This is a genomic window from Staphylococcus sp. IVB6214 (assembly GCF_025558585.1).
Classification (GTDB): Bacteria; Bacillota; Bacilli; order Staphylococcales; family Staphylococcaceae; genus Staphylococcus.
Genome location: NZ_CP094723.1, coordinates 1,499,068 through 1,523,505 on the forward strand (window position 1 = coordinate 1,499,068; position 24,438 = coordinate 1,523,505).

A 24,438-nucleotide genomic window follows, 5' to 3' on the forward strand; every position below is an offset into this window, starting at 1 on the left:
TATGATTGTTCGTTGGTTTCTAAAATTTCACAAGCGTATATTAGAATGAAAAAGACACAAATCGATGGGGGTAAGAAAGCACGTATCTATTGAGATACATCATCGCCCCTTACGCCCCATTCATTTATCTTTTATTTATTTTTTGAAATCGATTGCGCCATACTTTGATAAAATCTGGTGCAAATGGCCCCTTCTTATGCTCAATCCACTGTTGCAGAATATCAACGTTCGCACGTAAAATAGTATCAATTTCTTTGGAGTAGTTCATTTGTTTCATATGTTGCTCATATTCATCTTCATCAAGCAAATGATACTTACCATTCGGATACACTTTTATATCTAAATCATAATCAATATATTTCAACCCTTCTTCATCACAGACAAAGGGGGACGAAAGATTACAGTAATAGTAAATACCATCTTCACGAAACATACAAATAACGTTGAACCAGTACTCTGAGTGGAAGTATACAATGGCTGGTTCACGTGTCACCCAAGTACGACCGTCACTTTCCGTAACAAGTGTGTGATCATTACCACCAATCACTACATCTTCCGTTCCTTTAAGGATTGTTGTTTCGGACCATACACGATGAATACTGCCATCATGCTTGTAGGATTGGATTTTAATTGCTGTCCCCTCTTTGGGGATCCTTGCTTTTACCACTTGTTACACCACCTTTTTATCATGTTATTACGACTTCATAAATGCTACATTATTATAGCATATAACTTTCCATGACTTAATTAATCCGCTTGCTGTATCGCATTGAATATTTTAGTCATTGGAACAGGAAATGTGTATCGTTTCTTCTCGACACTCGGTATCCAACGACGAAATGGATTACCTCCCATATGATGAGAGGTTATCGTTGCTCGATATACTTCAATATCCCAAGTTTTATGTGTAAATTGATGTTTTAATCGCAAAGTGGGTTGTTCATCTATTGAAATTGTATCGGCAAATTCTTTTTCAATATCAGTATGTGCAATATCAACTGGATAGAGTGGAAATTGCCACATTCCTCGAAGTAAGCTTTCATCACGTTGCTCAACAAGTATATTTCCATCTGCATCTTCAATGTAGATGACTTGATATTTATGCAATGTTTTCTTTTGTTTTTTCGTTTTAATCGGACGCTCTAAAACTGTCCCTTTTTCAAATGCTTCACAATGTTCTTGTACAGGACAAAATAAACACATTGGTGATGTCGGCGTACAGATCAAAGCGCCAAGTTCCATCATCGCTTGGTTAAACGTCCCAGATTTTGTTTGAACATATGGATTTAAGGCTTGTTCATATATTTTTCGTGTTTTTTGTAGTGCTGTATCATGTGTATCATCGTTCAAACGCGACCATACACGGAAAACATTGCCGTCAACTGTTGCCAATGCTAAATCAAACGCAATGCTCATCACCGCAGCCTGAGTATATGGTCCAACACCTTTCAACGCAAGAAATGCATCAGGCTCGTCTGGCACGACACCATGGTGTTTTTCAACTACTTCTTTCGCTGCTGCATGAAAATTGCGCGCACGACTATAATAACCAAGGCCTTCCCAGCGCTTTAATACATCATCTTCATCTGCACTCGCTAGTGACTCAATTGTTGGAAAGTCTGAAATAAATCTTTCATAATAACTTCTCACTGTATCCACTTGCGTCTGTTGTAGCATCACTTCACTGACCCAAATGTAGTAAGGATTTTTCGTTTCACGCCAAGGCATTTGGCGTTGATGTTGATCAAACCAAGTAATCAATGTTTCTTTAAATGATGGTTCTGAATACATAAATTGCTCCTTTGTACACCTTAAATAGTTTAGTTCCTATAAAATTTCCCTTATAATTAAATTAAGAATGATTGAAATGAGTGAGATAAATGGACACAGCAACACATATAGCAATTGGTGTAGGTTTAACAGCACTTGCAACGACTGACCCAACACTTAGTGAACACTTTGCTGCATCTGCTACCGTCATTATCACAGGATCTTTAATTCCTGATATAGATACTGTACTAAAATTAAAAAATAACGCAACCTATATTACCCATCATAGAGGAATTACCCATTCGATTCCGTTCACGCTCTTGTGGCCCTTATTAATAACTTTTATCACCTATATATTTGTATCAGGTGTACCACCACTACAAATTTGGATGTGGGCACAACTCTCTGTGGCACTTCATGTTTTCGTTGATATTTTCAACTCATATGGTACACAAGCTTTGCGTCCCTTCTCTAATAAATGGATACAGTTGAGTGTCATCAATACATTTGACCCGATTATATTCATTATTCTATTAACAGCGATTGTGTTATGGTCATTAGGTGGACAAGCATATCTCGTATTTGGTTCCGTTGTAATGATCCTGATTGCGTACTATATTTTACGTTTTGTCATGCGCAACTGGCTCAAAAAACAAGCATTGAATCAAGTACAACATCTCGGTCGCCCTACAAAAGTATTTGTTGCGCCTACGATTCGTTTTATGCAGTGGCGCATTGCCATCCAAACAGAAACATATGACTACGTTGGAAGAAGTTATGGCCGAAACATTGTTTTTAGTGACAAAGTAAAACGCCAACCGCTTCCAGACATCGACATGATGGAACCTGTTCGAACCGATCCAAATGTCCGTGCATTTTTAAATTTCTCGTCAATCTATCGTTGGCACATTGAATATATCGATGATGAAACGATTGAATTGCGACTGATTGATTTGCGCTATTTAAAAAATGGCCACTATCAGTTTGTAGCTATCGTACATTTAGATAAAGATTTACATGTTCTACATTCATTTACAGGGTGGGTCTTCAGTGAAGATAAGTTAATGAAAAAGCTATATGCCCACTAATCATAACGAACAGAAAACCCGATGGACTCCAATACAGATTGAAGTTCATCGGGTTTTTGTATGCTAATCGATTGTTTCTTCTTCCTCAACATTTGAATGACTATGTGAATGTTCGTTCGGTTTTAGTTGTGTCACATAATCTCTCAGTGCAAAGCTAAACACAATCATTAATCCCATAAAACAGCAAAAGTATAAGTGATAACCTAAGTGATTCACTGCATCATGTCCGACGATAACGGATTGTTGCATGCCATTTACTAAGTAGTATAAAGGATTCAGCATTAATAGGTGTTCCATCACACCTGTTACTTTATCTGGGAGATAGAATATTGGCAACAACAATAATAGTACAACAGAAATAATGATGTACAATTGATTTAACTTAGGATATAGCATATAGATGATACCTAATAAAAATGACAATGTAATCATAAAAAAGAGACTCATCAAACTATAAAAGAAGACGCCAAACCATGTTGTATCTGTATTGATAGATTTTGTAATAATCATAACAACCATTAATAGAAAAAGTGTCAGACCATACAGCAACCCAGATAGTGCAACATGTAAAAATGGGTTACTGTTAAAGTGTCTTGTCACATAATAATCTCTTGGAAATAATCGATAGTTATTATATATAGCAATCCAAATTACAGCAAACGTAATCAGACCAGTCAGTCGATAATTGATAGAAGCTTGTGTAATATCAATTGTCCCTAATATTTTGAAGGCTAGCACTGTGACGAACATAACTAAACTACTGACTAAAAACGTTAAAACAACCCATCTTTTATGCATCATGACACGATACAATGCATAGCGGAAATATCGAGGAATCTCATGAAAAAATTGAATGAAACGCTCTAACATCTGTGCTCACCTACAATTCTATAAAAATCCATTGATGTGTTTTAAAATCGGCAATAAAATATCCCGCTTCTGTTTTGGCCGTCCATGTCTCTTCATCAATATGATATTTTTCTTTTAATTCTTGTTCTTTCACAATTGGAAAACGATACCCTATTAACTTATTTTGATCATTGAACAACATCGCAATCGGTTGTTGTAAGATTGGTTCAACATAGCGATTTTTCTTTTCTGGTACTAACTGTTCATTGACTTCACCATGTGATTTGTGCAGCTCTCCATTAAAATAATCAACATAATTGATATAGTTATCTTTCATAAAAGGCGCTAACGCATCTCTTTCAATTGGATTGTACAGGGCTGCCGGATTAAAATAATGAACATTCTCTTTAGCAATACGATAGTTTTTATCATTGTGTGTCACACGGTACGATCTTTTACTCTCTCCTGTAATTGTAACTATTGCATGTTGTGGTACTTTGACATCTGCCCCTTTTTGATGAAGTGCTGTCATTGTTGTTTGATCCGCATTCACAATGCCATATGCAAGTTTTTCAGTATATTGATGTTTCGGCTGATCTGTCAACGTATTATGGGATATATATTGTGTTGCATCTAACTTTCCTAAATTATTGAATATCAACAAACTCGACACGAACATCCCAGCAATAAAAATAGCTGTCCATGTCCATATACGTGCTAAAAAGACAGGTGGTGTCGCATGATGATATCGCTCAATTCGTTTAAAGTTATACGTGACTTCTGGCATCTTTGAACGATTGCGTTTCCAATCCTCATCAAAATGATTTAACGCTTCTTGTGATGTTATGCTTAATCTATCTTGCATATGTTGTTCAAAGGCAGGTATAACTTGTTTAACATATCCTTCTTTGCGCAATTGCCCGTGCGATATCCACACGATATAGTTGCTGACCGCCTTAATTTTGTCCACATCGTTGTCTATCGCAACCCAAGTCAAACCTTCTTCAACATATTCCCGAACCATCTCTTTCGCTTTTTCAAAAAAACCTTGATCCAAATACGATAATATGTGACTTAAAATCACAACTTCAGCATTCGAGGAACGCGCAAGACTAAACATCAGTTGCGCATATTGCTCATCCGTCAAATCATGTATCCAATCGTTTTTCTGAGCATCTAGATGGGCATACTTTAATACTTGAATTGCTTTATGTTCAGGTACCTCGAATTCATAGAGTTGAATCACATCATTGATATAATCAATGACACGCACATGCTCTGCGAGTTTTTGATTCATATTTGCATAGAATAACGAAGCTTTACGAACAATACGTCCTTTGTCAGGTAAGACTGTTCCCGCTAGAATCTCACCCACTAATGATTTGGAAGACGCTTCTTCACCGATGATCCCGAGCGCCTCACCTTGATAAATATGTAACGTGATATTATTTAATTCAATATCTTCAGGTTGATAACTAAAGGGCTTTAGCACATTTTGTTTTTTTTGATTACGATAATAGTGCGTCACATTGATCATCTTCAACACAATTGCATTGCTCATCCGTGTAAACCCCTTCTACAATTTTAGTAATGACAATGGGAGACCTTCTTCAAATCTTGTACGATTCAAACGGTATCCCCATGCAAATACACCTTTAAGACGTTCTACTTTAAAATGGTCATCCGATCCATCTAAAAGTGCATATATTTTGCCTAATTCAACGTCTTCTGGGTCAACTAAATAACTTTCAGCAATGACCACTTTATTTTGATAGACATCATATTCATTCATAATACCATTCATTTCAGCTTTACGCATTTTTTCCTTGTAGGTTTGTATTTCGTGAAATATTTCTTGTCGATTCATGTCACTTAGACGTTTATGATTCATCTTCAATCCCACTCTCTCTTATTTTTCGTTGGACATCCTCATACGCATATCCTTTTCTTACGAGTGCTTCCATTGTTTTCATTGTTAATGTATATCCATTATAACGTTTCTGATATTTATTATAAATTTTCTCTAGATCACGTTGCAATAAGTTATCGATGATTTCTGGATCTTGTTGAAAATCTAACGCCTCAATGACGGAATGAATCGTATCCATCTGATATCCTTTTTGCATCAATGACTGTTGCACTTGCTGTCTGATTTTTGCCACAGGACCTTTTTTTTGGCGAACTATTTTTTGTGCAACACGACAAATTTGTTCAAATGACTGCTCTTCCTTGTATTGCTCAACACCTGCTTCCAATAACGACCCTTCAATTCCCGCTTTGTATAACTTTTGTCGAAACACTTCAGGTCCCTTATCAGTCGTTCGCAACATCGTGTTCTTTAAACTTTCAACATAATCTTCGTGATCAATTAAGCGGAGTCGTTCACAATAGGCAATCGCATTGGCAATCACTGATTCTGAATAATCTTTTCTCTCTAGGTGCGTACTTATTTCATGTCGTGTACGCTTGCGATGAGATAAATAATTAATCGCATCATTATTTGCTTGTTGTTGATGTTCTCTCTCAAGAATACGCTTCAATTGTGCATCGTCGACGATATCTCCCTTTTTCAAATTAAAATCAACAAGTGTATCGATTGAGATACCTGCCTTAAATTCACCATCAATATAAAGGTTGAAACGCTCATGATGTTTTTTTTGAACTTCAATTTTTGAAATTGTCGCCATCCTATCACCTCTCTCCATATACTCGGTCTAATTATTTCATTATAGTTAATTATTCGATTTGACACATGCAAAACACATATAATGTACGGATTTATAACCAAAAAGAAATCCCACATATCCAATTATAAATCATGGTGTTCTGTGGGATAAAGTTCAAAAGAGACTTTACGAAATATGTTATGAGGCACCTAATTGTTGCAGTGCTTCCGTATATTGTGTTTCTGTGATATAACCTTGCTGTTTCATCTTTTCCAATGTTGACTTTGTGCGATTGACAAATGATGGTGACATATCATTGACACGGTATACTGATGGTGCATTGACCTTACTCGCCAGGATTGCACTTTGTAAAACGGTAATTTGTGGGAGATTCGTATTATTGACATTTGTCGTCGTGCCAAAATAATAATTGGCAGCCGATTCAATCGTATAGCTATTATCACCAAAGAAGATGTTATTCAAATAATAGCTCAAGATTTCATCTTTTTCATATTCATCTTCTACACGCCATGCGACAAACATTTCCTTTAGCTTTCTTGTCATCGTCTGTTGATTATCGTAATAATAATTTTTAACTAATTGCTGGGTTATTGTACTTCCCCCTTGCAGTTGATCCGGATCTTTAATCGATGAAAAAATCGCTCGGATACTCCCTTTAAAATCGACACCATGATGTTTATAAAAGCGTCTATCTTCCACCGCAACAAAAGCGCCTTTTGTATAGCTCGGCATTGCTTCAGCATCTACATACGTCGCTTTTTGTTCAATTTGAGACAAGTCCGACACATCTGCTCTTTGTGATAGGAAGAACATGACTCCAATAAATAAAAGCGCAATGACTATTAATGTAAGAAGCAAAGTACGAAAAATTCGTCTCGGTCTTTTTTTACTTGGTGGTGTTCCAACTGGGCGATAATACGTATTGTAGTGCGGCTCATTTTTAGCATATGGCTGTTGGCTTCGTGCTATTCGGTCAGATCTTTTCATGCATGTTGACCTACTTTCTCTAGTCTTATTATTCAAAGTGTATCAAGACTTTATCATTTAATCTATACTATACGATTAAAATCAGTCTCCAGCATGAGAATAAACGTATCAATCACCTTGAATATGATTGACAGAATGTCTTAATTTCTTAAAAAGTGGGTATATAATGAGTAGTCTTATTTTAAGAAAGGAAGTATGTTGTATGTCAAAAGTAAAAGCGAATATGGGATTAATTCGTGCATTAGAAGCTTGGGATATTGATCACGTATACGGTATTCCGGGTGACTCCATCGATGCGGTCGTAGATGGGTTAAAAGCGGCGGAGTCTCGCATTAAATTTGTTCATGTACGCCATGAAGAAGTTGCAAGTCTTTCTGCAGCTGCTTATACAAAATTAACCGGAAAAATTGGTGTTGCTTTAAGTATTGGTGGACCCGGTGCGATTCATCTCTTGAACGGGATGTATGATGCAAAAATGGATAACGTCCCTCAGCTAATTCTTGCTGGACAAGCGGATAGCGACCAACTCGGTACAAAAGCATTCCAAGAGGTGAACTTAACACACTTATTCGAAGATGTTGCTGTGTACAATTATCAACTGAACGATAGCGATGCCCCTCGCATATTCGACATTGTTGATGAGGCAATTCGCACAGCTTATGAAAAAAATGGTGTCGCCGTCTTAACATTGCCTAACAACATTTTAAATACAAAAATTAATGCTGATTTCCCTGACAGTGTAGATCAGTCATTGCCAACTGTACAAATGGCATCAGCACATCAAATTGAAAATGCCGCTACACTGCTTAAAAACAGCAAAAAACCTGTTGCACTCGTAGGGCTTGGTGCCAAACATGCGAAAGATGAAGTTCGTACATTGATTGAGAAATTGAAAATCCCAACGATGGTGACGCTTCCTGCAAAAACAGTTGTAAGTGATGCTCACCCATACAATTTGGGGAATATCGGCAAGATTGGAACAAAGCCATCCTATCAAGCAATGCAAAGTGCTGACTTGCTAATCTTAATTGGTACGAACTATCCGTACGTAAATTATTTGCCTAAAAAAGATATTAAAGCCATTCAAATTGATATCAATCCTGACGCTATTGGCCATCGATTCAATATTGATGCACCAATTGTCGGTGATACAAAAACAGCCTTACAGTTACTCATTGATGCTGTCGAAACAGTCGAAAAACGACCATTCTTGAATGAAATGTTAGATCATAAACAAACTTGGGATCAATGGATGCAAGAAGATGCCCAAAATACATCTGAACCGATTCGTCCAGAGCGACTTATGGATGCAATCAACAAGGTCATTACACCTGACAGCGTGATTGCCACAGATGTCGGAACTTCAACTGTTTGGTCTACACGTTACTTGAAATTATCAACAAGCAATCACTTTATTACATCAAGCTGGCTTGGTACGATGGGCTGTGCCCTACCAACTGCCATCGCATCACGCATCGCTTTTCCTGAACGTCAAGTCATTGCGATTACTGGTGATGGTGCATTTGAAATGGTGATGCAAGACTTTGCGACTGCCGTGCAATACCATCTTCCAATGGTGATTTTCGTCTTGAACAATCAAGAACTATCATTCATTAAATATGAGCAACAAGCTGCAGGAGAACTGGAATATGGTATTTCATTCAGTGATATGGATTTTGCGAAGTTTGCTGAATTATGCGGTGGTATCGGTTATACGTTGAAAGATCCAGAAGACATCGACGCTATTGTGCAAACAGCAGTACAACAACATAAACCAGTTGTTGTCAATGTATATGTAGACCCAAATGCTGCTCCTCTTCCAGGTAAAATTTTACCAGAAGAAGCGAAGAACTATGCAAAATGGGCATATCGAAGCTTAACAGAAGATGGCAAAGTTGTGATTGATGAGATGCCACCTATGTCAACAGCTGCTAAACGCTTTTTATAACTTTAAAAACGATTTGAAAATAAAAAATAATGTCTCATATCATATATGAAGATATGCTCTTATAAATTTGCACCTAAAAAACCGCAATGCCTAAAAAGACATTGCGGTTTTTCGCTTATTCAAATTATTATTTTAGTTGATTTTGAATTTCACGGTTAAAGTCACCTAAGTCATCAGGTGTACGGCTTGTTACGATGTTGCGATCTACAACAACAGATTGATCCACAACTGTTGCACCTGCATTTTGTAAGTCTTTACGAACATTAAGTACTGCTGTTACTGTTCTATTAGTCAGTGCGTCTGTATCTATAAGGATTTGTGGTCCGTGACAAATAGCAAACACAGGTAAGTCAGCTGTCATAAAGTGTGCAGCGAATTTACCATATCGCCCTTCTTCATCTCCACGTAAATGGTCAGGTGAAAAGCCACCAGGTAATAGTAATGCATCATAATCTTCTGGTTTTGCATCTGCAATACTTACATCAGCGACTGCTTTCTCGCCATGCTTACCATTAATCGTTGCACCCTCTGTATCACCGATAATTACGACTTTATGTCCCGCTGCTTCAATCGCTTCCGCTGGACTCGTTAATTCGATATCTTCAAATTCATCTGCTAATAATACTGCAACTTGTTTCGTCATAAATACTCACCTTTCTTCATTTCTTGATGTTTTACATTTAACCGATAATCATCTCAATTAAACATAATTAAAGAAATTTTTTAATTAATGACGTAATTGATTTACTTTTTCTTCAAGTTGATCTAACAACGCAATCCATTCATCAATATCTGCCACTTCAACTTCATCTGGGTTAACATGTGACATCTCCTCAATAAATTGTGATAAACGTTCCTTCACTTGATTAATTGTTTGTGGTTCTTTCATACGAATGTCTTCTCCTTTAATGTAATTGAACTTAGTTTCATAGGTTCAGGCATATGATACTAATCCTATGTGTAATGACTCGAATCTTTTATGATTCTATTTTATCAAGAATAACTACAATTATTTTTTACTTCTTAATTTTATCATATCAAATAGATCATGATTTTAAAAATAAAGATTGATTTGACAAAAAGGCGAAAGAATTGGAAAATGAAATGTCGTGAGCATAAATACATTAACAATTATAAAACTTTAGCGTTATCAGTTTGATACCGTCTAAGAAAGAAGGAATCTGACAAATGGCTTTAGAAGGCAGCTTAAAGAATAAAATAACGATCAACAATGATCCATGGGAACCTTATCGTGATATAGAACAACATGGACAACTGACATTAAGTAACGTTGAATTCACAACGACCAACTTATGTAATATGCGTTGTAGCCACTGTGCAGTAGGATATACACTTCAAACCCGTGATCCTGACCCACTCCCAATGTCTCTTATTCTAAAAAGGCTCGATGAAATTCCAACACTTCGTACCATTTCAATTACCGGTGGAGAGCCAATGTTTTCTAAAAAATCAATTCGTGATGTCGTTAAACCATTGCTGCAATATGCGAAACGCCGTGGTATTTATGTTCAAATGAACTCAAACTTAACATTACCACTCGATCGCTACTTAGATATTGCAGAGTACATCGATGTTATGCATATCTCTCACAACTGGGGAACAATCGAGACATTCACTGAAGTCGGCTTCGGTGCGATGGAAAAGAAACCGCCATTACAAGCACGTACACGCTTATTTGAACAAATGCTAAGCAATGCACAAACATTGAGTGAACAAGGTATGTTTGTCTCAGCAGAAACAATGTTGAACAAACAAACTGCCCCATATCTTGAAAAAATTCATAAAGAAGTTGTTCAGACTATGAAATGTCAGCGTCATGAAATTCATCCGATGTATCCAGCAGATTTCGCCAGTCAGCTCGAAGTCTTATCATTGACTGAAATGAAAAATGCCATTCATCAGTTACTCGATTTTCGTGATCCTAACGTATGGATGCTTTTTGGTACACTACCTATCTTCCCATGTCTAGATAGTGAAGAAGATACAGTGCTACGTCAAAGACTTCAACAAGCACCTAATGTCTCAATGCGCAACGATCCAGATGGACGTAGTCGTTTAAATGTCAATGTGTTCACCGGAAACGTCATTGTAACAGACTTTGGTGACGAAACGGGCACACTGGCAAATATCCAAACTGACACACTCACGTCTGTATTTGACAAGTGGCTTGCATCATCGTTATCAAACAGCATCAATTGTCACTGTCCACACGTAAGCTGTTTAGGTCCAAATGTATTAGTCAAAAATATGTATTATCCTAATGAAGACTTTAAAGCGTTAGAAAAACAGATGCATCAGCAATACCTTCAAAACAGATAAAATTAAGGCACGGATTTCGTTGAATAAAATCCGTGCCTTTGTTCATATTTAAATTACTGATTTTGGTCAATTTCAGATAAAAATTGTATTGTCTTTTTACTTTCTTCACGACGCTCTTTACGACGCTTTACACGTGCTTCCCCTGTTTCATGGAACCAACGTTCAATATCTGTTTCAGGATAGACTTCAGCGACTGGCGTAGGTTTACCTGATTCATCGAGAGCAACAAAAGTTAAAAAGCTTAATGCTGCTAACTGATGTTTGCCTTTGTAAATATCATCAATCATAATTTGAACGCATACTTCCATTGAAGACTTACCTGAATACGTCACCATTGCGATATAGGTTACAATATCCCCGTTTTTAATCGGTAAGAGAAAGTCGACTGAATCTGTCGATGCTGTTACAACTGTATTATTTGCATGTTTCATCGCACATATTGCAGCAATTTCATCAATGTTCGCCATCAATGTCCCGCCAAACAATGTGCCTAGATGATTCGTATCTTGAGGGAAAACTTGACGTGATTTATACGTTTTAGATTCTCTCATCGATTTTTTATTGACTGTCATCTTTCCACCTCAATTATTTTAAGTTAACCCAGTTACCATTTTCAAACACAGGTTCTTCCTGACCATCAGCTTTGACACCGTAGACGTTCAAATCTGCACTACCAATCATAAAGTCAACGTGTGTTAATGAGTCGTTTAGACCATGCTTTGCCAACGTCTCGTCATCCATTTCAGTACCGCCTTTGATATTAAAGGCATACGCAGAACCAAGCGCAATATGACAAGAAGCATTTTCATCAAACAATGTGTTATAGAATATTGTATTGCGGTTAGAAATAGGTGAATCATCAGGGACAAGTGCCACTTCGCCAAGTCGACGTGCGCCTTCATCCGTTTCTAATAAAGAACGCAGTACTTCTGCTCCCTGTTCCGCTTCAAAGTCAACAACTCGACCTTGTTCAAAAGTCAGCTTGAATCCATCGATTATCGTACCATTATAGCTTAATGGCAATGTGTTAGATACATATCCATCGACACGTTCACAATGTGGTGCTGTAAACACTTCTTCTGTTGGGATATTTGCAACGAATGCTTGCCCATCTGGTGTATAGCTCGTCGGTTCTTCCCAAATATGATGATCAGGAAGTCCGATACGTAGGTCTGTCCCTTTCGATATGAAATGCAATGCTGTATATGCTTTGTCATTCAACCAAGCTGCACGTTCTTTCAGTTGTTCAGTGTGAACGCGCCAATTCTCGACTGGGTCATGACCATCTACACGGACAATCGCAAGAATATCATCTAAAAATGTATCAAACGCTTCTTGATCATCTAATTGTGGATACACTCTTTTTGCCCAATCGACAGATGGATATGCTGCAACAAGCCATGGAAATGCATTTTTTTGTGATTGAACCATATAGGGTTTGAATGCTTGTCCATAGCGTAACTGCGTTGCTTTTAACTTTTCAGCATCAATACCATTCATCAAATCTGGGTCTTCTGTTAATAACGCAAGATTGCTTGCACCACGGTTCGCATAATCCATTCGCTCTTCAACATCAAAACTTTTTACTTCTTGTTCAAAGAAATCTAGCGGTTCGTATTGATACGCATAGCGCTTCAATATAGGATCTGTGTATTTGACATGTACATCAGATGCACCCGCTTCATATGCTTCTTTCACAATACGTCTTGTAAAGTCAACTGCATCAACGGTTGTTCGAATATACACTGGTTGTCCCTGTTGTACATTCATGCCGACACGTACGAGTAATTGGGCATATTGTTGTAACTTTTCTTCTCTCGTCATAGATTTGCCTCCTCTTATGATTGACGTAGTTCCCCTAATGCTTCAGTAATACCAGTCATTTCTTGGGGTGTGAATGTATCTTTCGACATCACATACGTATAAATATCTTCTATGTCTTCACGATGTGAGTCAGAATAATAATCCGGATCAATCAAGCCGGGATTTACTAATTTTAAACGGTCTCGAATCGCTAAAATCATTGTTGCAATATCTTTTTCCATCTCTAATCACCCTTTCATTCCAATATTTTAACATACTTCAATCAAAAGTCTCTTATTCTGTTAAATGAAACAAAAAAATACTGTTAATAACACCTAAGATAACGTTTTATTCACTGATTAAGCAGCAGATTGCATGGAGAAAATCATATTTTGAAAAATTTTTACTAGATTTACTTTAGAATTGTTTTGAAACACGATAAAATGGGCATATAAATGTAAATATGGAGGATTTGAAGTATGACAACAGTTGCATTTGTATGTCTTGGTAATATTTGCCGTTCTCCGATGGCTGAAGCAATTATGCGCCAACGTCTCAAAGATCGCAATATTACAGGTATCGAAGTCACTTCAAGAGGGACAGGCGATTGGAATTTAGGTCAAACGCCTCACCGTGGGACTCAAAAAATTCTCAATACCCATAAAATTCCTTTTGATGGGATTGTGAGCGAACTTTTCACAGAGCAAGATGACTTTGACTATATTATTGCAATGGATCAAAGCAATGTGGATAATATAAAGCGTATCAACCCTAATCTTACAGGAAAACTTTTTAAGTTATTAGAGTTTAGTTCACTATCTGACACTGATGTGCCAGATCCATACTACACAGGTAACTTTGAAGGTGTTTATGACATGATACAATCATCATGTGATCAATTAATCGACTATATCGTAAATAATGAAGGGAGCAATTCATAATGAAAAACAAATTTGTACCAGGTATTTTAATCGGCGCAACAATCGGAGGTGCCATTGCACTGATCGATAAAAACACACGTCACTCAGTTAAAACTTCTATTCATAACATTAAAACTGGACAACGTTCAAACAAACCATCAAAAGTCACTGCACTTGTTGACGAAGTGATGTACTGGAAGGATACGCTCGAAGAAATTCGTCGTAACAATCCTGAATTAGAACGTTCACTAATCGATGCTAAAGACACATTAGTTGCGCGTAAAAATAACAAACAAATTGGTCATCATTAACCTTATTAATCGAGATTGAGACACTTTTTTTCAAAGTATTAATGCATCATGTCTCGATCTCTTAAATAGCTGTTCAATATGAGAGTGAGATGTGGCAGTTCGGATAGAAATCTCATTTGCAAATAGATTTCAATCATTCTCCCCTATCTCACTCTTTTGATATGTCTATGAATGTTATAACAATCTAAAGATAAGGAGTACTATTATGTCAGAAAAACACGAATCATCTGAAGGTATTGTAGATAAGATTAAACATAAAATCGACAGTCATAAAGATGATGATACCGGCAACAACCCAGATCGTAAAGGCGATGGTTCAGGTGAGATTGAACCCGATCATCACTTTGTCAAACCGCAGCTTTTCCAATCTAAAGAAGCACCAAAAGACAATGAAACATTCTTCGTTTCACGTATTAACAAGCCTGTCAAATATTCGGACAGACCGAGTTTTATTAAATATTTGATATATCGTATTGGTAAAGATGATGCGTCTGGATTAGCAGCACAACTTGCATATTATTTTATGCTATCGCTATTCCCAATGCTTATTTTCATCTTATCGCTCGTCCCACTGTTCAATATTGACCGCAAAACAATTGTGAATCAAATCTCTGAAAGTGCACCTGCAGATGCTGCTTCTATCGTGACATCAATCATCGATGACATTATGGGTAATGCAAGTGGTAGCATTTTATCAATCGGTTTGATTTTAGCACTATGGACTGCTTCAAACGGTATGACAGCATTGATGAATTCATTCAACGTAGCCTATGACGTTGAAGATAGTCGAAATTTCTTCGTGTCGAAAGCGCTAGCTGTTACTTTTACGCTAATCTTAGGAATCACTTTACCTATTACAATGGTGCTTTTCACATTCGGTGAACAAATTGGCAATCTCTTGTTCGGGCCGCTTGGACTCGACGATCAAGTTCGATGGATATTTAGCTTATTGCGTACAGCGTTGCCTGTCATTGCAATCTTTATTACATTCACAGTGCTCTATACAGCAGCACCTAACGTAAAAATCAAATTAAAATCCGTACTACCTGGTGCTCTTTTCTCAACAGTTGTTTGGATTATAGGGACACTCGCATTCGGTTATTATGTGTCTAACTTCGGTAACTATTCAAAAACATATGGTAGTATCGGAGGCGTTATCGTATTGATGTTATGGCTCTATATCACAGGCTTTATTTTAATTATCGGTGCCGAAATCAATGCAATTATTCATCAACGCAAAGTTGTAAAAGGAAAAACACCTGAAGAACAAACATATGATGAGTTAGAAGCAGAACACGAACAAAACCTAGCAAAATCATATAACAATTATGATGCACAAGCAGAATCAACAGATGAACAACACAATGATGATGAACAGGTGCCATCATCACAAAACGATGCAATACTGCAAACTGACTACCAAGCACCCGAAAAAGCTGAACGTGAGAACGATGGTTACTCACGTGACATTAAAACAAAATAAGATTTAACACATCTTCATTGATATCTTATTTGCCCATTTTCAATAAGTGTATGTAACTGTGACTTGGAATGCGGCATTGAAACATCATATTATTTGATATGCACTACTTCTATCACAGTAACATACCTGTATTTAGGAGGAAATCACCATGACATTACTTGCAGATATTTTAACCTACAATCAAACTTTCGTTGCAAATAAAGAATATGAAGCTTATAAGGCGACGAAAGTACCGGCCAAAAAAGCTGTTCTCGTTACATGTATGGATACGCGCTTGCAAGACTTATCAACGAAAGCGCTTGGATTTAACAATGGGGATTTGAAGGTCGTCAAAAATGCTGGCGCCATGATTACACATCCCTATGGTTCAACGATGAGAAGTATCCTTGTCGGTATTTATGCTTTAGGCGCGGAAGAAATTATTATTATGGGACATAAAGATTGTGGGATGGGGAGTCTGAATGTAGATGAAGTGATGACCACAATGCAGGAAAGAGGGATAAAACCTGAAATCTTTGAATGGCTGCAATACTCAGGCATTGAGGTTACTGATTTCTTAAAGGGTTTTGATGATGTATACGAAAATGTTCAAAAAAGTATCGAGATGATCTATAATCATCCACTGTTCGATAACAAAGTACCGGTTCACGGCCTTGTAATCGAACCACATACTGGAGAACTCGAACTAATACATGATGGTTACAAAGCATTATCTTAACAACCAAGAAGCGCATATGAAACCTTCGCAAGGTTTCATATGCGCTTTCTATTATTATTCGATGAGTCCATGTTGGAAGGCATAGATGACAGCTTGTGTTCGATCTTGCACTTCTAGTTTACTCAATATATTGCTCACATGTGTTTTAACGGTTTTAATTGTAATATGTGATGCACTCGCAATCTCTTGGTTAGAATACCCTTTTGCAATCAGCAATAAAATCTCCATCTCTCGTTCTGTTAACATTTCATAAAGCTCGGCACGTTGCTTCATTCGATTGCGCATCTTTACTAATACTTCCGCTTCGAATACCGACTCACCAAGACTCGTTTTACGAATTGCAGACGCAATATCGCTCGCACTCGTTGTTTTCAGAATATAACTGTCCACACCCACGTCCAACGCACGATAGACTTCTTTATCCTCTATGTAGCTTGTCAGCATCACTACTTTTATCCCAGGCAGATCTTTTTTAATTTGTGCTGTTGCCTCAACACCATCCATATCTGTCATGACAAGATCCATTAAGATCACATCTGGGTTTAATTCGTGTGCTTTTTCAATCGCTTCTCTACCTGAGCCGCCTTCTCCAACAACTTCAATATCTGATTGTGTTGAAAGATAGCTCGAAATACCAATACGAACCATCTCATGATCGTCTACAAACAAAACTTTAATCGTCATACTGCTGACCCTCCTTATCTAATGGTGCTTTTACCTCAATACGCGTTCCTGCATTCGGTAATGATACGATATGGAACGTTGCACCAATCTCTGTCGCACGCTCTCTCATATTTTTCAATCCATAACTCTGTTCCATCTTTTCATCTGGGTTAAATCCGATGCCGTCATCTTGTATACGCAACAGAAGATGACCATCACGATTCAACAACTCTACACTGACTTGTGTCCCATTAGCATGTCTTAATGTATTAGAAATCGCTTCTTGTGTAATACGAAATAGATGATCTTCAATCCCTTTTGGCACTTCAAACGTATCGATGTCATACATCACTTTCATCGGCACTTTGCGCTGTAAATCTGTCACTAACGACTTAATACCTTCTCCCAGTGTCTTGTCCTTCAAACCAATTGGTCGTAAGTGTAGTAGCAATGCACGCATCTCAAGTTGTGATTCTTGAATCATTTTCTCCAATGTTGGAATCTGTTGATCTAAAGGTGGCTCAAGTTCTGTCTCTTTAATCGCAGATAACATTAAACTTGCCGCAAACAGCTGTTGAGATACACTGTCATGTAGCTCACGTGCTAGACGTTGTCGTTCATCTTCTATAATCTTTTTCACCTTTAAGTCATTCATATTGTACTGTTCATTTGTTAAATTCTGTGTTTTAATTCTTAATTTATGCAACTCTTGATTCAATGGCACTAATGTTTGATAAAGTCCAATTGTTTCATTGTATAGTTCAATTTGATGATCATTAATCCCCACTGTCTCTCCTTGTATTGCACGTTCGATTTGTTCTTGTAACCAATCGTATTGCTGATTGATTTTATATGCAATGACACTGCCAACGAGAATACAAAAAAATACAACAACTAAGTTGATAAATAAAAAAACTGAAATCCCAAATATCTGTTTATACAACATACCTTGAAAAAAGATAATATTGACAAATACCTTATCAATGAAGAAAAACACAGTGAACATCGCATAAACCAATATCAACATAGAGCCAATCGTTCGGATATAATGATTCATCGGAAGATCACCTCTATGTCACCAATCAATGTTGATGCATAGATATTTACGGTATAACTATCTTGTTTTTGTTCTGTATGCATCGTCATATTTGTATTATCAATTTTTTGTCGTTGTTGGCCCATAATCGCCGTACCATAAAATGCAGATACATTCAAATTCACATGATAATTGAGCGGGACAATGACTTGAATTTTACCAATTAGATGACGGAGCACAATCGTATTTTGTGCTTTTAGATTTGCCGCCTTGACCATATCAATGTGTACGTCTCCGATACCATGTTGAATTTGTAAGTCTTCCCATTTATAGACGTAAATCGGTGTCTTTTGCTCTCCAAACCACTTTTGTTTAAGAAATGACGCTTGTACCGCTGATTCATCATCTGTTGCAATAATAGATAATGGACGGCGTTTATATTTGATATAACGAAAAGCTACAATCACCATAAAGATAAATAAGATGACAAGCGTATATTTATTGGATAACAGTGTAAAAGCAATCATCAGTGCGCCGATCCAAAAACAGAGCAACCCTCGTACTTTATGAAAATATATATAACCGACATACATCAATATACCGCCTAATAAAATAACTAATATATATCCAATTTTTTCAAAAAAGATATAATAAAAGTTGGCAATAACCATGAGGGCAGTAAAAAGAATGAGTAGTTCAGTTGAAATATATTTCTGAGTCATATTTCCACCTTTCTAGTATGCATTAACCAATGTTCGTAACAAGCGACATTCATACTTCGTATATGCTTTGTCCGCATCAAGTTGCGAATAGTAACGCTCAAGTCGTGCATACTCACTTTCTATTTTATTCAATTCTTCTTTTAAAGATGCCAATGTTTCATCATATATATTCGCCACATGCTCAAATTGATGTGTATCTGCCAAAGTAATATATTTATTTTCTAGCTCTAGCATACGTCTGTCAATCATCAGTTGCACTTGTGACTTTTTTTGCTGAATATAGTGCATCGTATCATCTATCGTCTGCACTTTAAGGTCTAATGACATCATATATTGATAAATTCCTTGTTTATAGCATTGTTTCAAAAATCGTTCAACATAAGTTTTAACCTGTTGCATCATAATGGTATCACCTCATCTATTAATACCATTATAAAAAAGTTCCGCAACCTAAGTAATAGGCTACGGAACCATTTTAATTTAAGACTAAAGTCCGAAGCTTAATCTGTTTCATCTAACTTTGTCGTTAAGATTGGTCCATCCTTTGTGACAATCACCGTATGTTCGATTTGAGCAACATAACTTTTATCAGATGTTTCAAATGCCCATTCATTCTTACCTTCTGTGACAAATGTAGCATTTGAAGAGATAAACGGCTCCACAGCTAGAACCATGCCTTCTTTGAGTAATGTTTTTTCATTCGGGTCAAAGTAATTCATAATATGTGCAGGTGCTTCGTGTAGAGATTGTCCTACACCATGTCCAGTTAAGTTTTTAATAACTTTTAGGCCATTTTTTCGTGCAGTTGCATGAACTGCCTTCCCAATCTGACTTAACTTGCTGCCCACTTTTACTTTTGTCATCGCTGCTTCGAATGCTTCTTCAGCAACATCACACACTTGTTGCTTCACTGGATCATCTGCTTCTCCAACAACAAATGAAATACCTGTGTCTGCATAGTAGCCATTTTTAAGTGCAGATACATCGATGTTTACAAGGTCTCCTTCACGAATCACTCGTTGACTCGGAATGCCGTGTGCAACTTCTTCATTGACACTAATACAAGTTTGTCCTGGAAAGTTTTCATCATGAATCGGTGCTGACAAAGCGCCTTCCGCTTCGAACATCTCTTTCGCTATTTGATCAAGTTCTTTCGTTGTTACACCCGGTTTTGTCGCTTCACGCATCGTATCTCTTACTTTGGCACATATCGCGCCAATTTCTAGCAATGCTTGACGTTCTTCATCCGTTTTTACTATCATTCTTATCCCTTTCCTTTCTAAATGCTATACCGTACTTATTATAACAAAATTTTTCTGATATACTAGAAGTAAGTACAAATCAGGAGCTATACGTATGAAAATGAAATGGTATAAAAAAGTCATTGGTGCCCGTACCATCAAAACCGGATTAGCCACTTTTTTAACGGCTTTATTCTGTCTGTCACTTAACTTAAACCCTATTTTTGCGATCTTATCAGCAGTTGTCACAATCGAGCCTACTGTTAAAGCTTCCATCCACAAAGGGTATAAACGATTACCTGCAACCGTCATGGGCGCATTTATTGCGGTCGTCTCCACATACTTTTTTGGTGACGAATCCGCTATTGCATACGGTTTAACTGCGACATTAACAATTGTATTGTGTATTCGTTTCAATCTACATCCAGGGATACTCGTTGCAACTCTGACTGCATTGGCGATGATCCCAGATATTCATGATGATTACATGTTCAACTTTTTCTCAAGATTGCTAACAGCTATTATCGGTTTAGTCACTGCTGGTCTTGTGAACTTCATGGTATTGCCACCTAAATATTATGAACAAATTGAAGCACTCATCGCATCTTCAGAACGTCAAATCTATTATTTATTCGATGAACGTATGAAGGAATTATTGATTGGTCATTTCCAATCAACCAAAAGTGATAAACTCGTCGATCAATTGCATACATGTAACACACGTATTGAAGAATTGATTGGTTATCAGCGTGATGAACTGAAATATCACAAGTCAAAAAATCGCTCAGATGATTGGATGCGCTTACGTAAACTTACCAATCGTGCACATGAAAATCGATTATTATTGACGCACTTGTCGAACATTATCTACTTACCACAAGATGCTATGATCGTCTTTACAGACAAAGAAAAAGAAGCCGTGATCAATATTTCACAAAGTATTGATCAAATCAGCCAATGTGGCACCTTTAAACCAAAACGCAAATCTGCTTCCATATTAAAAAATTCAGTTAAAGGTTTAAACGAATTTGATATTAACCAAATCAAAAGCCATACTATATATGAAATCTTGTTAATCTACCGTATTTTATTACTTCGTTATCGTGTGAAGTAATAAAAATTCAGCCCGTATCCTAAACACAAAGGGTACGGGCTTTTCTATGCTATTTCTTATCTTTTTTCGCTCTATCTACTAAAACTTGCTTCGCTTGTTCTTCAGCCATGTTATCAATCTTTTCTGGTACGAATGGTATTCCTTTACGTTCTGCAGCAGTACGTAATAAGTAATCCGTCATTTCATGGTTTTTCGGTAAAACTGGACCATGCAAATACGTCCCAAGTAAGTTTTTGTAATGAATGCCTTCTTGTTTATCTTTGTCATTATTACCATAACCATATGTGACATGACCTAATGTTGGATATGAATGATACGTACGGCCCCCGTGGTTCTCAAAGCCAACAATCGTACCGAACTGCTCACTTTCAATAACAATATCACCAGTGAGTCGATCTGTTTGAGCTTCCGTATAAAAATCTAAAATATGCAGACCTTCAAGTTCTTTTCCATCTGCTGTAATGTATTTTTCACCTAAAAATTGATAGCCACCACATACAACAAGTCCCGGTAATCCGGCATCAATTGCTTCCTTTAACTCCGACTTAATCTTTGTTAATTCTTTCGTTGCAATCGCTTGTTCTCGATCACTTCCACCACCGATGAAGAAAATATCTGCTTCTTTTAAGTTAATGCCTTCTGTTTCGTTAACATCAATAACGTTGATCTGAATATTACGCTGTTTTGCACGATATTTTAACGCCATGATGTTACCAATATCACTATATAAGTTCAATTTATCCGGCATAAAATGAAATACTGTTAACTCATGCATGACCATGGCCCTCCTTGAAAGAACGTTCTAACTGATCCAACATTGGTGCAAGAGATGTATAGTTTGGTATCGCAACCGTCATGCTTGGATAATCCATTGTTAATGCTGTTGCTTTGTAAATATCTCTTTCAACAATGACCGGGACATTTAATTCTGCCAACTTCAATCGTAGCTGCAATTCTTCCGCACGATTTCCAGCTACAATAATTGCTTCAATATCTTGATGCTGAAGTTTTTCAAAATCTGCATCATAAATCCATGACGTATCTCGTCCATCAGCCGGAAAGTCATTCAGGCTAAACAAATAAACTTTTCGGTCTTCTAACTGGTCTCCCATCGCCATAGAAGCATTCATCCCTGCTGGATTTTTTGCTAAGTTTATCAATGCTTTCTTGTGATTCTTCTCGAAATATTGCATCCGTCCATTATCTGACGTATATGTGCCAAATCCCTTTTGTATCGCTACATCATCGAGTCCTATTTCTCTCAATACAGCATAAGCAGCAAGGGCATTATAAGCATTGAAGTCCCCTGCAATTTTCATATTAAATGTCGCATCATTGACAGTCATATTCAAAAATGGTGTCACGTCAAATGATGATACATTATAGTCTGGCTCATGGCGTTTGAATCCACATTGACAACGATAATGTCCAAGCTGATTATAATGAATGTGACTATACTCTAGTAATTCTCCACAATTTGGACAGTATCGGCTCTCATTCATTGTCGATTGTTCAAATACATGCGCATCTGCATCCATACCATAATATGTGACATTGTCGCTCGCAATTTTCAAACGACTGACGAATGGGTCATCTGTATTTAAAATCAATTGTATACCTTTTCCGCTAATGGCAGATAAAATATTGTTCACCATAATATCTATTTCACCGAAGCGATCCATTTGATCTCTGAAAAAGTTTGTGAAAACCATCTTCGTCGGTGTCATTTCATTCAATACACGTGGAATAGAACCTTCATCAATCTCTATTACAGCAATCTTAGTATTTGGGGTCGACTGAACGATAAACGCAGACGTAATCCCTGCTGCCATATTCGCCCCTTCGTTATTATGAATAATTGGAATATTATTTTGTTTTAATGTATGACCGATCAAGTTTGAAGTCGTTGTTTTTCCATTTGTACCACTGACAAACACAACTTCATCTACTTTAGCCGCCATTGTTCTTAGTATATTTGAATCTACCTTTCTCGCAACTTGTCCAGGTAAGTCTGTCCCTTTTTTACCCGCGGCACGACTTGCTTTTCGCGCAAGCTTCGCCAACGTAATCGCTGTCCATTGTCTCATTCGATTTCTCCTCCATTTTTCCTATTGTATTATACCATGCGACATTCATTTAGAAAATTAAAACTCTTCATCTCCATATTTATTGCAATCACACGAGGTGTATGTGTAAACTAAACTTATCAATCATTAGGAGGTATGACATGTTAGATAAACAATTATTAGATGCTTTAAATGATCAAATGAACCATGAATTTTTTGCTGCACATGCATATATGGCGATGGCTGCATACTGCGACTACAATTCTTATGACGGCTTTGCAAACTTCTATATTGAACAAGCAAAAGAAGAACGTTTCCACGGACAAAAGATTTATGATTATATCAATGATCGTGGTGAAAAAGCAGAGTTCAAAGCTTTAGATGCGCCAAAAGTTGATTTTGATTCTATTTTACAAACTTTTGAAGATGGCTTAAAACAAGAACAAGAAGTGACTAGAAGATTCTACAACTTATCTGAAATTGCTAATGACAAAAAAGATTATGCGACAATTTCATTTTTGAATTGGTTCTTAGATGAACAAGTTGAAGAAGAATCTATGTTTGAAACACATATTGATTACTTAAAACGTATCGGTGATGATTCAAACACATTGTATTTATATGAAAAAGAACTTGCCGCACGTACTTTTAACGAAGAAGCGTAATATATTTTTTATTTGGCTGAGCAGTAA

At 37.0% G+C, this 24,438-nt stretch carries 28 protein-coding genes; 9 read left to right on the forward strand and 19 right to left on the reverse strand.

Going from position 1 to position 24,438, the window contains the following annotated elements:
• Window positions 1–124: 124 nt before the first annotated feature.
• Window positions 125–667, reverse strand: coding sequence for a nucleoside tri-diphosphate phosphatase (gene ntdP / locus MUA51_RS07375; protein ID WP_095117363.1), 543 nt, complete (start codon window positions 665–667; stop codon window positions 125–127).
• Window positions 668–747: 80 nt separating this feature from the next.
• The gene (gene mutY / locus MUA51_RS07380; RefSeq protein ID WP_262559151.1) at window positions 748–1,791 is read right to left on the reverse strand and encodes an A/G-specific adenine glycosylase; all 1,044 of its coding nucleotides are present in this window, start codon (window positions 1,789–1,791) and stop codon (window positions 748–750) included.
• Window positions 1,792–1,880: 89 nt separating this feature from the next.
• Here mutY and MUA51_RS07385 point away from each other — a divergent pair, with 89 nt between their 5' ends.
• On the forward strand, window positions 1,881–2,858 hold the full coding sequence (locus MUA51_RS07385; protein WP_262559152.1) for a metal-dependent hydrolase: 978 nt from the start codon (window positions 1,881–1,883) through the stop codon (window positions 2,856–2,858).
• A gap of 63 nt (window positions 2,859–2,921) precedes the next feature.
• Here MUA51_RS07385 and MUA51_RS07390 read toward each other — a convergent pair whose 3' ends face one another.
• The 5 genes from MUA51_RS07390 to sgtB all read right to left on the reverse strand — a co-directional run bounded on the left by MUA51_RS07390 (window position 2,922) and on the right by sgtB (window position 7,381).
• A complete protein-coding gene (locus MUA51_RS07390) occupies window positions 2,922–3,728 on the reverse strand; it encodes an ABC transporter permease (protein WP_262559153.1) in 807 nt (268 codons plus the stop codon).
• A 10-nt stretch (window positions 3,729–3,738) separates the two neighbouring features.
• Window positions 3,739–5,268 (reverse strand): ATP-binding cassette domain-containing protein, encoded by a 1,530-nt coding sequence (locus MUA51_RS07395; protein WP_262559154.1) that lies wholly within the window; start codon window positions 5,266–5,268, stop codon window positions 3,739–3,741.
• A gap of 15 nt (window positions 5,269–5,283) precedes the next feature.
• Complete coding sequence (locus tag MUA51_RS07400; protein ID WP_262559155.1) at window positions 5,284–5,598, reverse strand: YfhH family protein; 315 nt, start codon at window positions 5,596–5,598, stop codon at window positions 5,284–5,286.
• Entirely contained in the window at window positions 5,588–6,394 is an 807-nt protein-coding gene (gene recX, locus MUA51_RS07405) for a recombination regulator RecX (protein WP_262559156.1), read from the reverse strand. Before recX ends, MUA51_RS07400 begins: the two co-directional genes overlap by 11 nt.
• A gap of 177 nt (window positions 6,395–6,571) precedes the next feature.
• Complete coding sequence (sgtB, locus tag MUA51_RS07410; RefSeq protein ID WP_262559157.1) at window positions 6,572–7,381, reverse strand: monofunctional peptidoglycan glycosyltransferase SgtB; 810 nt, start codon at window positions 7,379–7,381, stop codon at window positions 6,572–6,574.
• Between the two features lie 202 nt (window positions 7,382–7,583).
• Between sgtB and MUA51_RS07415 the strand changes: the two genes are divergently transcribed.
• Complete coding sequence (locus MUA51_RS07415; RefSeq protein ID WP_262559158.1) at window positions 7,584–9,329, forward strand: pyruvate oxidase; 1,746 nt, start codon at window positions 7,584–7,586, stop codon at window positions 9,327–9,329.
• Between the two features lie 127 nt (window positions 9,330–9,456).
• On the opposite strand, the gene MUA51_RS07420 is transcribed toward MUA51_RS07415, so the two are convergent.
• Window positions 9,457–9,972, reverse strand: a complete 516-nt coding sequence (locus MUA51_RS07420; protein ID WP_262559160.1) for a type 1 glutamine amidotransferase domain-containing protein — start codon at window positions 9,970–9,972, stop codon at window positions 9,457–9,459.
• A gap of 84 nt (window positions 9,973–10,056) precedes the next feature.
• Window positions 10,057–10,218 carry an SE1561 family protein gene (locus MUA51_RS07425; RefSeq protein WP_095117373.1) on the reverse strand — a complete coding sequence of 54 codons (162 nt, stop codon included), beginning with the start codon at window positions 10,216–10,218 and terminating at the stop codon, window positions 10,057–10,059.
• Between the two features lie 299 nt (window positions 10,219–10,517).
• On the opposite strand from MUA51_RS07425, the gene yfkAB reads away from it, so the two are divergent.
• Complete coding sequence (yfkAB, locus tag MUA51_RS07430; protein WP_262559162.1) at window positions 10,518–11,669, forward strand: radical SAM/CxCxxxxC motif protein YfkAB; 1,152 nt, start codon at window positions 10,518–10,520, stop codon at window positions 11,667–11,669.
• A gap of 53 nt (window positions 11,670–11,722) precedes the next feature.
• Here yfkAB and MUA51_RS07435 read toward each other — a convergent pair whose 3' ends face one another.
• The 3 genes from MUA51_RS07435 to MUA51_RS07445 are packed head-to-tail and all read right to left on the reverse strand — an operon-like array spanning window position 11,723 to window position 13,714.
• Window positions 11,723–12,241, reverse strand: a complete 519-nt coding sequence (locus MUA51_RS07435; RefSeq protein WP_262559164.1) for an acyl-CoA thioesterase — start codon at window positions 12,239–12,241, stop codon at window positions 11,723–11,725.
• A 13-nt stretch (window positions 12,242–12,254) separates the two neighbouring features.
• Window positions 12,255–13,493, reverse strand: a complete 1,239-nt coding sequence (locus MUA51_RS07440) for an aminopeptidase (protein WP_262559165.1) — start codon at window positions 13,491–13,493, stop codon at window positions 12,255–12,257.
• 14 nt (window positions 13,494–13,507) lie between these two features.
• On the reverse strand, window positions 13,508–13,714 hold the full coding sequence (locus MUA51_RS07445) for a DUF1128 domain-containing protein (protein ID WP_262559166.1): 207 nt from the start codon (window positions 13,712–13,714) through the stop codon (window positions 13,508–13,510).
• A 237-nt stretch (window positions 13,715–13,951) separates the two neighbouring features.
• Here MUA51_RS07445 and MUA51_RS07450 point away from each other — a divergent pair, with 237 nt between their 5' ends.
• From MUA51_RS07450 to MUA51_RS07465, 4 genes are all read left to right on the forward strand, one after another.
• Window positions 13,952–14,413 (forward strand): low molecular weight protein-tyrosine-phosphatase, encoded by a 462-nt coding sequence (locus MUA51_RS07450; protein WP_262559167.1) that lies wholly within the window; start codon window positions 13,952–13,954, stop codon window positions 14,411–14,413.
• Entirely contained in the window at window positions 14,413–14,703 is a 291-nt protein-coding gene (locus MUA51_RS07455; RefSeq protein ID WP_262559168.1) for a YtxH domain-containing protein, read from the forward strand. Before MUA51_RS07450 ends, MUA51_RS07455 begins: the two co-directional genes overlap by 1 nt.
• 205 nt (window positions 14,704–14,908) lie before the next feature.
• Window positions 14,909–16,186, forward strand: coding sequence for a YihY/virulence factor BrkB family protein (locus MUA51_RS07460; protein ID WP_262559170.1), 1,278 nt, complete (start codon window positions 14,909–14,911; stop codon window positions 16,184–16,186).
• 148 nt (window positions 16,187–16,334) lie between these two features.
• Window positions 16,335–16,904 carry a beta-class carbonic anhydrase gene (locus MUA51_RS07465; protein ID WP_262559172.1) on the forward strand — a complete coding sequence of 190 codons (570 nt, stop codon included), beginning with the start codon at window positions 16,335–16,337 and terminating at the stop codon, window positions 16,902–16,904.
• Window positions 16,905–16,958: 54 nt separating this feature from the next.
• Here MUA51_RS07465 and vraR read toward each other — a convergent pair whose 3' ends face one another.
• From vraR to map, 5 genes are all read right to left on the reverse strand, one after another.
• Window positions 16,959–17,588: a response regulator transcription factor VraR gene (gene vraR, locus MUA51_RS07470; protein WP_262559174.1), complete on the reverse strand. Its 630-nt coding sequence runs from the start codon at window positions 17,586–17,588 to the stop codon at window positions 16,959–16,961.
• A complete protein-coding gene (locus MUA51_RS07475; RefSeq protein WP_262559176.1) occupies window positions 17,578–18,624 on the reverse strand; it encodes a sensor histidine kinase in 1,047 nt (348 codons plus the stop codon). The genes vraR and MUA51_RS07475 overlap by 11 nt, the downstream gene beginning before the upstream one ends.
• Complete coding sequence (gene liaF, locus MUA51_RS07480; protein ID WP_262559177.1) at window positions 18,621–19,325, reverse strand: cell wall-active antibiotics response protein LiaF; 705 nt, start codon at window positions 19,323–19,325, stop codon at window positions 18,621–18,623. Before liaF ends, MUA51_RS07475 begins: the two co-directional genes overlap by 4 nt.
• 12 nt (window positions 19,326–19,337) lie before the next feature.
• The gene (locus MUA51_RS07485) at window positions 19,338–19,727 is read right to left on the reverse strand and encodes a hypothetical protein (RefSeq protein WP_262559178.1); all 390 of its coding nucleotides are present in this window, start codon (window positions 19,725–19,727) and stop codon (window positions 19,338–19,340) included.
• 98 nt (window positions 19,728–19,825) lie between these two features.
• A complete protein-coding gene (map, locus tag MUA51_RS07490; RefSeq protein ID WP_262559179.1) occupies window positions 19,826–20,587 on the reverse strand; it encodes a type I methionyl aminopeptidase in 762 nt (253 codons plus the stop codon).
• A gap of 94 nt (window positions 20,588–20,681) precedes the next feature.
• On the opposite strand from map, the gene MUA51_RS07495 reads away from it, so the two are divergent.
• Window positions 20,682–21,680, forward strand: coding sequence for an FUSC family protein (locus MUA51_RS07495; protein WP_262559180.1), 999 nt, complete (start codon window positions 20,682–20,684; stop codon window positions 21,678–21,680).
• Between the two features lie 49 nt (window positions 21,681–21,729).
• On the opposite strand, the gene gatD is transcribed toward MUA51_RS07495, so the two are convergent.
• Window positions 21,730–22,455: a lipid II isoglutaminyl synthase subunit GatD gene (gene gatD / locus MUA51_RS07500; protein ID WP_262559181.1), complete on the reverse strand. Its 726-nt coding sequence runs from the start codon at window positions 22,453–22,455 to the stop codon at window positions 21,730–21,732.
• On the reverse strand, window positions 22,448–23,767 hold the full coding sequence (gene murT / locus MUA51_RS07505) for a lipid II isoglutaminyl synthase subunit MurT (protein ID WP_262559182.1): 1,320 nt from the start codon (window positions 23,765–23,767) through the stop codon (window positions 22,448–22,450). The genes gatD and murT overlap by 8 nt, the downstream gene beginning before the upstream one ends.
• Before the next feature lie 140 nt (window positions 23,768–23,907).
• Between murT and ftnA the strand changes: the two genes are divergently transcribed.
• A complete protein-coding gene (gene ftnA / locus MUA51_RS07510; protein ID WP_262559184.1) occupies window positions 23,908–24,411 on the forward strand; it encodes an H-type ferritin FtnA in 504 nt (167 codons plus the stop codon).
• The last annotated feature ends 27 nt before the right edge of the window (window positions 24,412–24,438 follow it).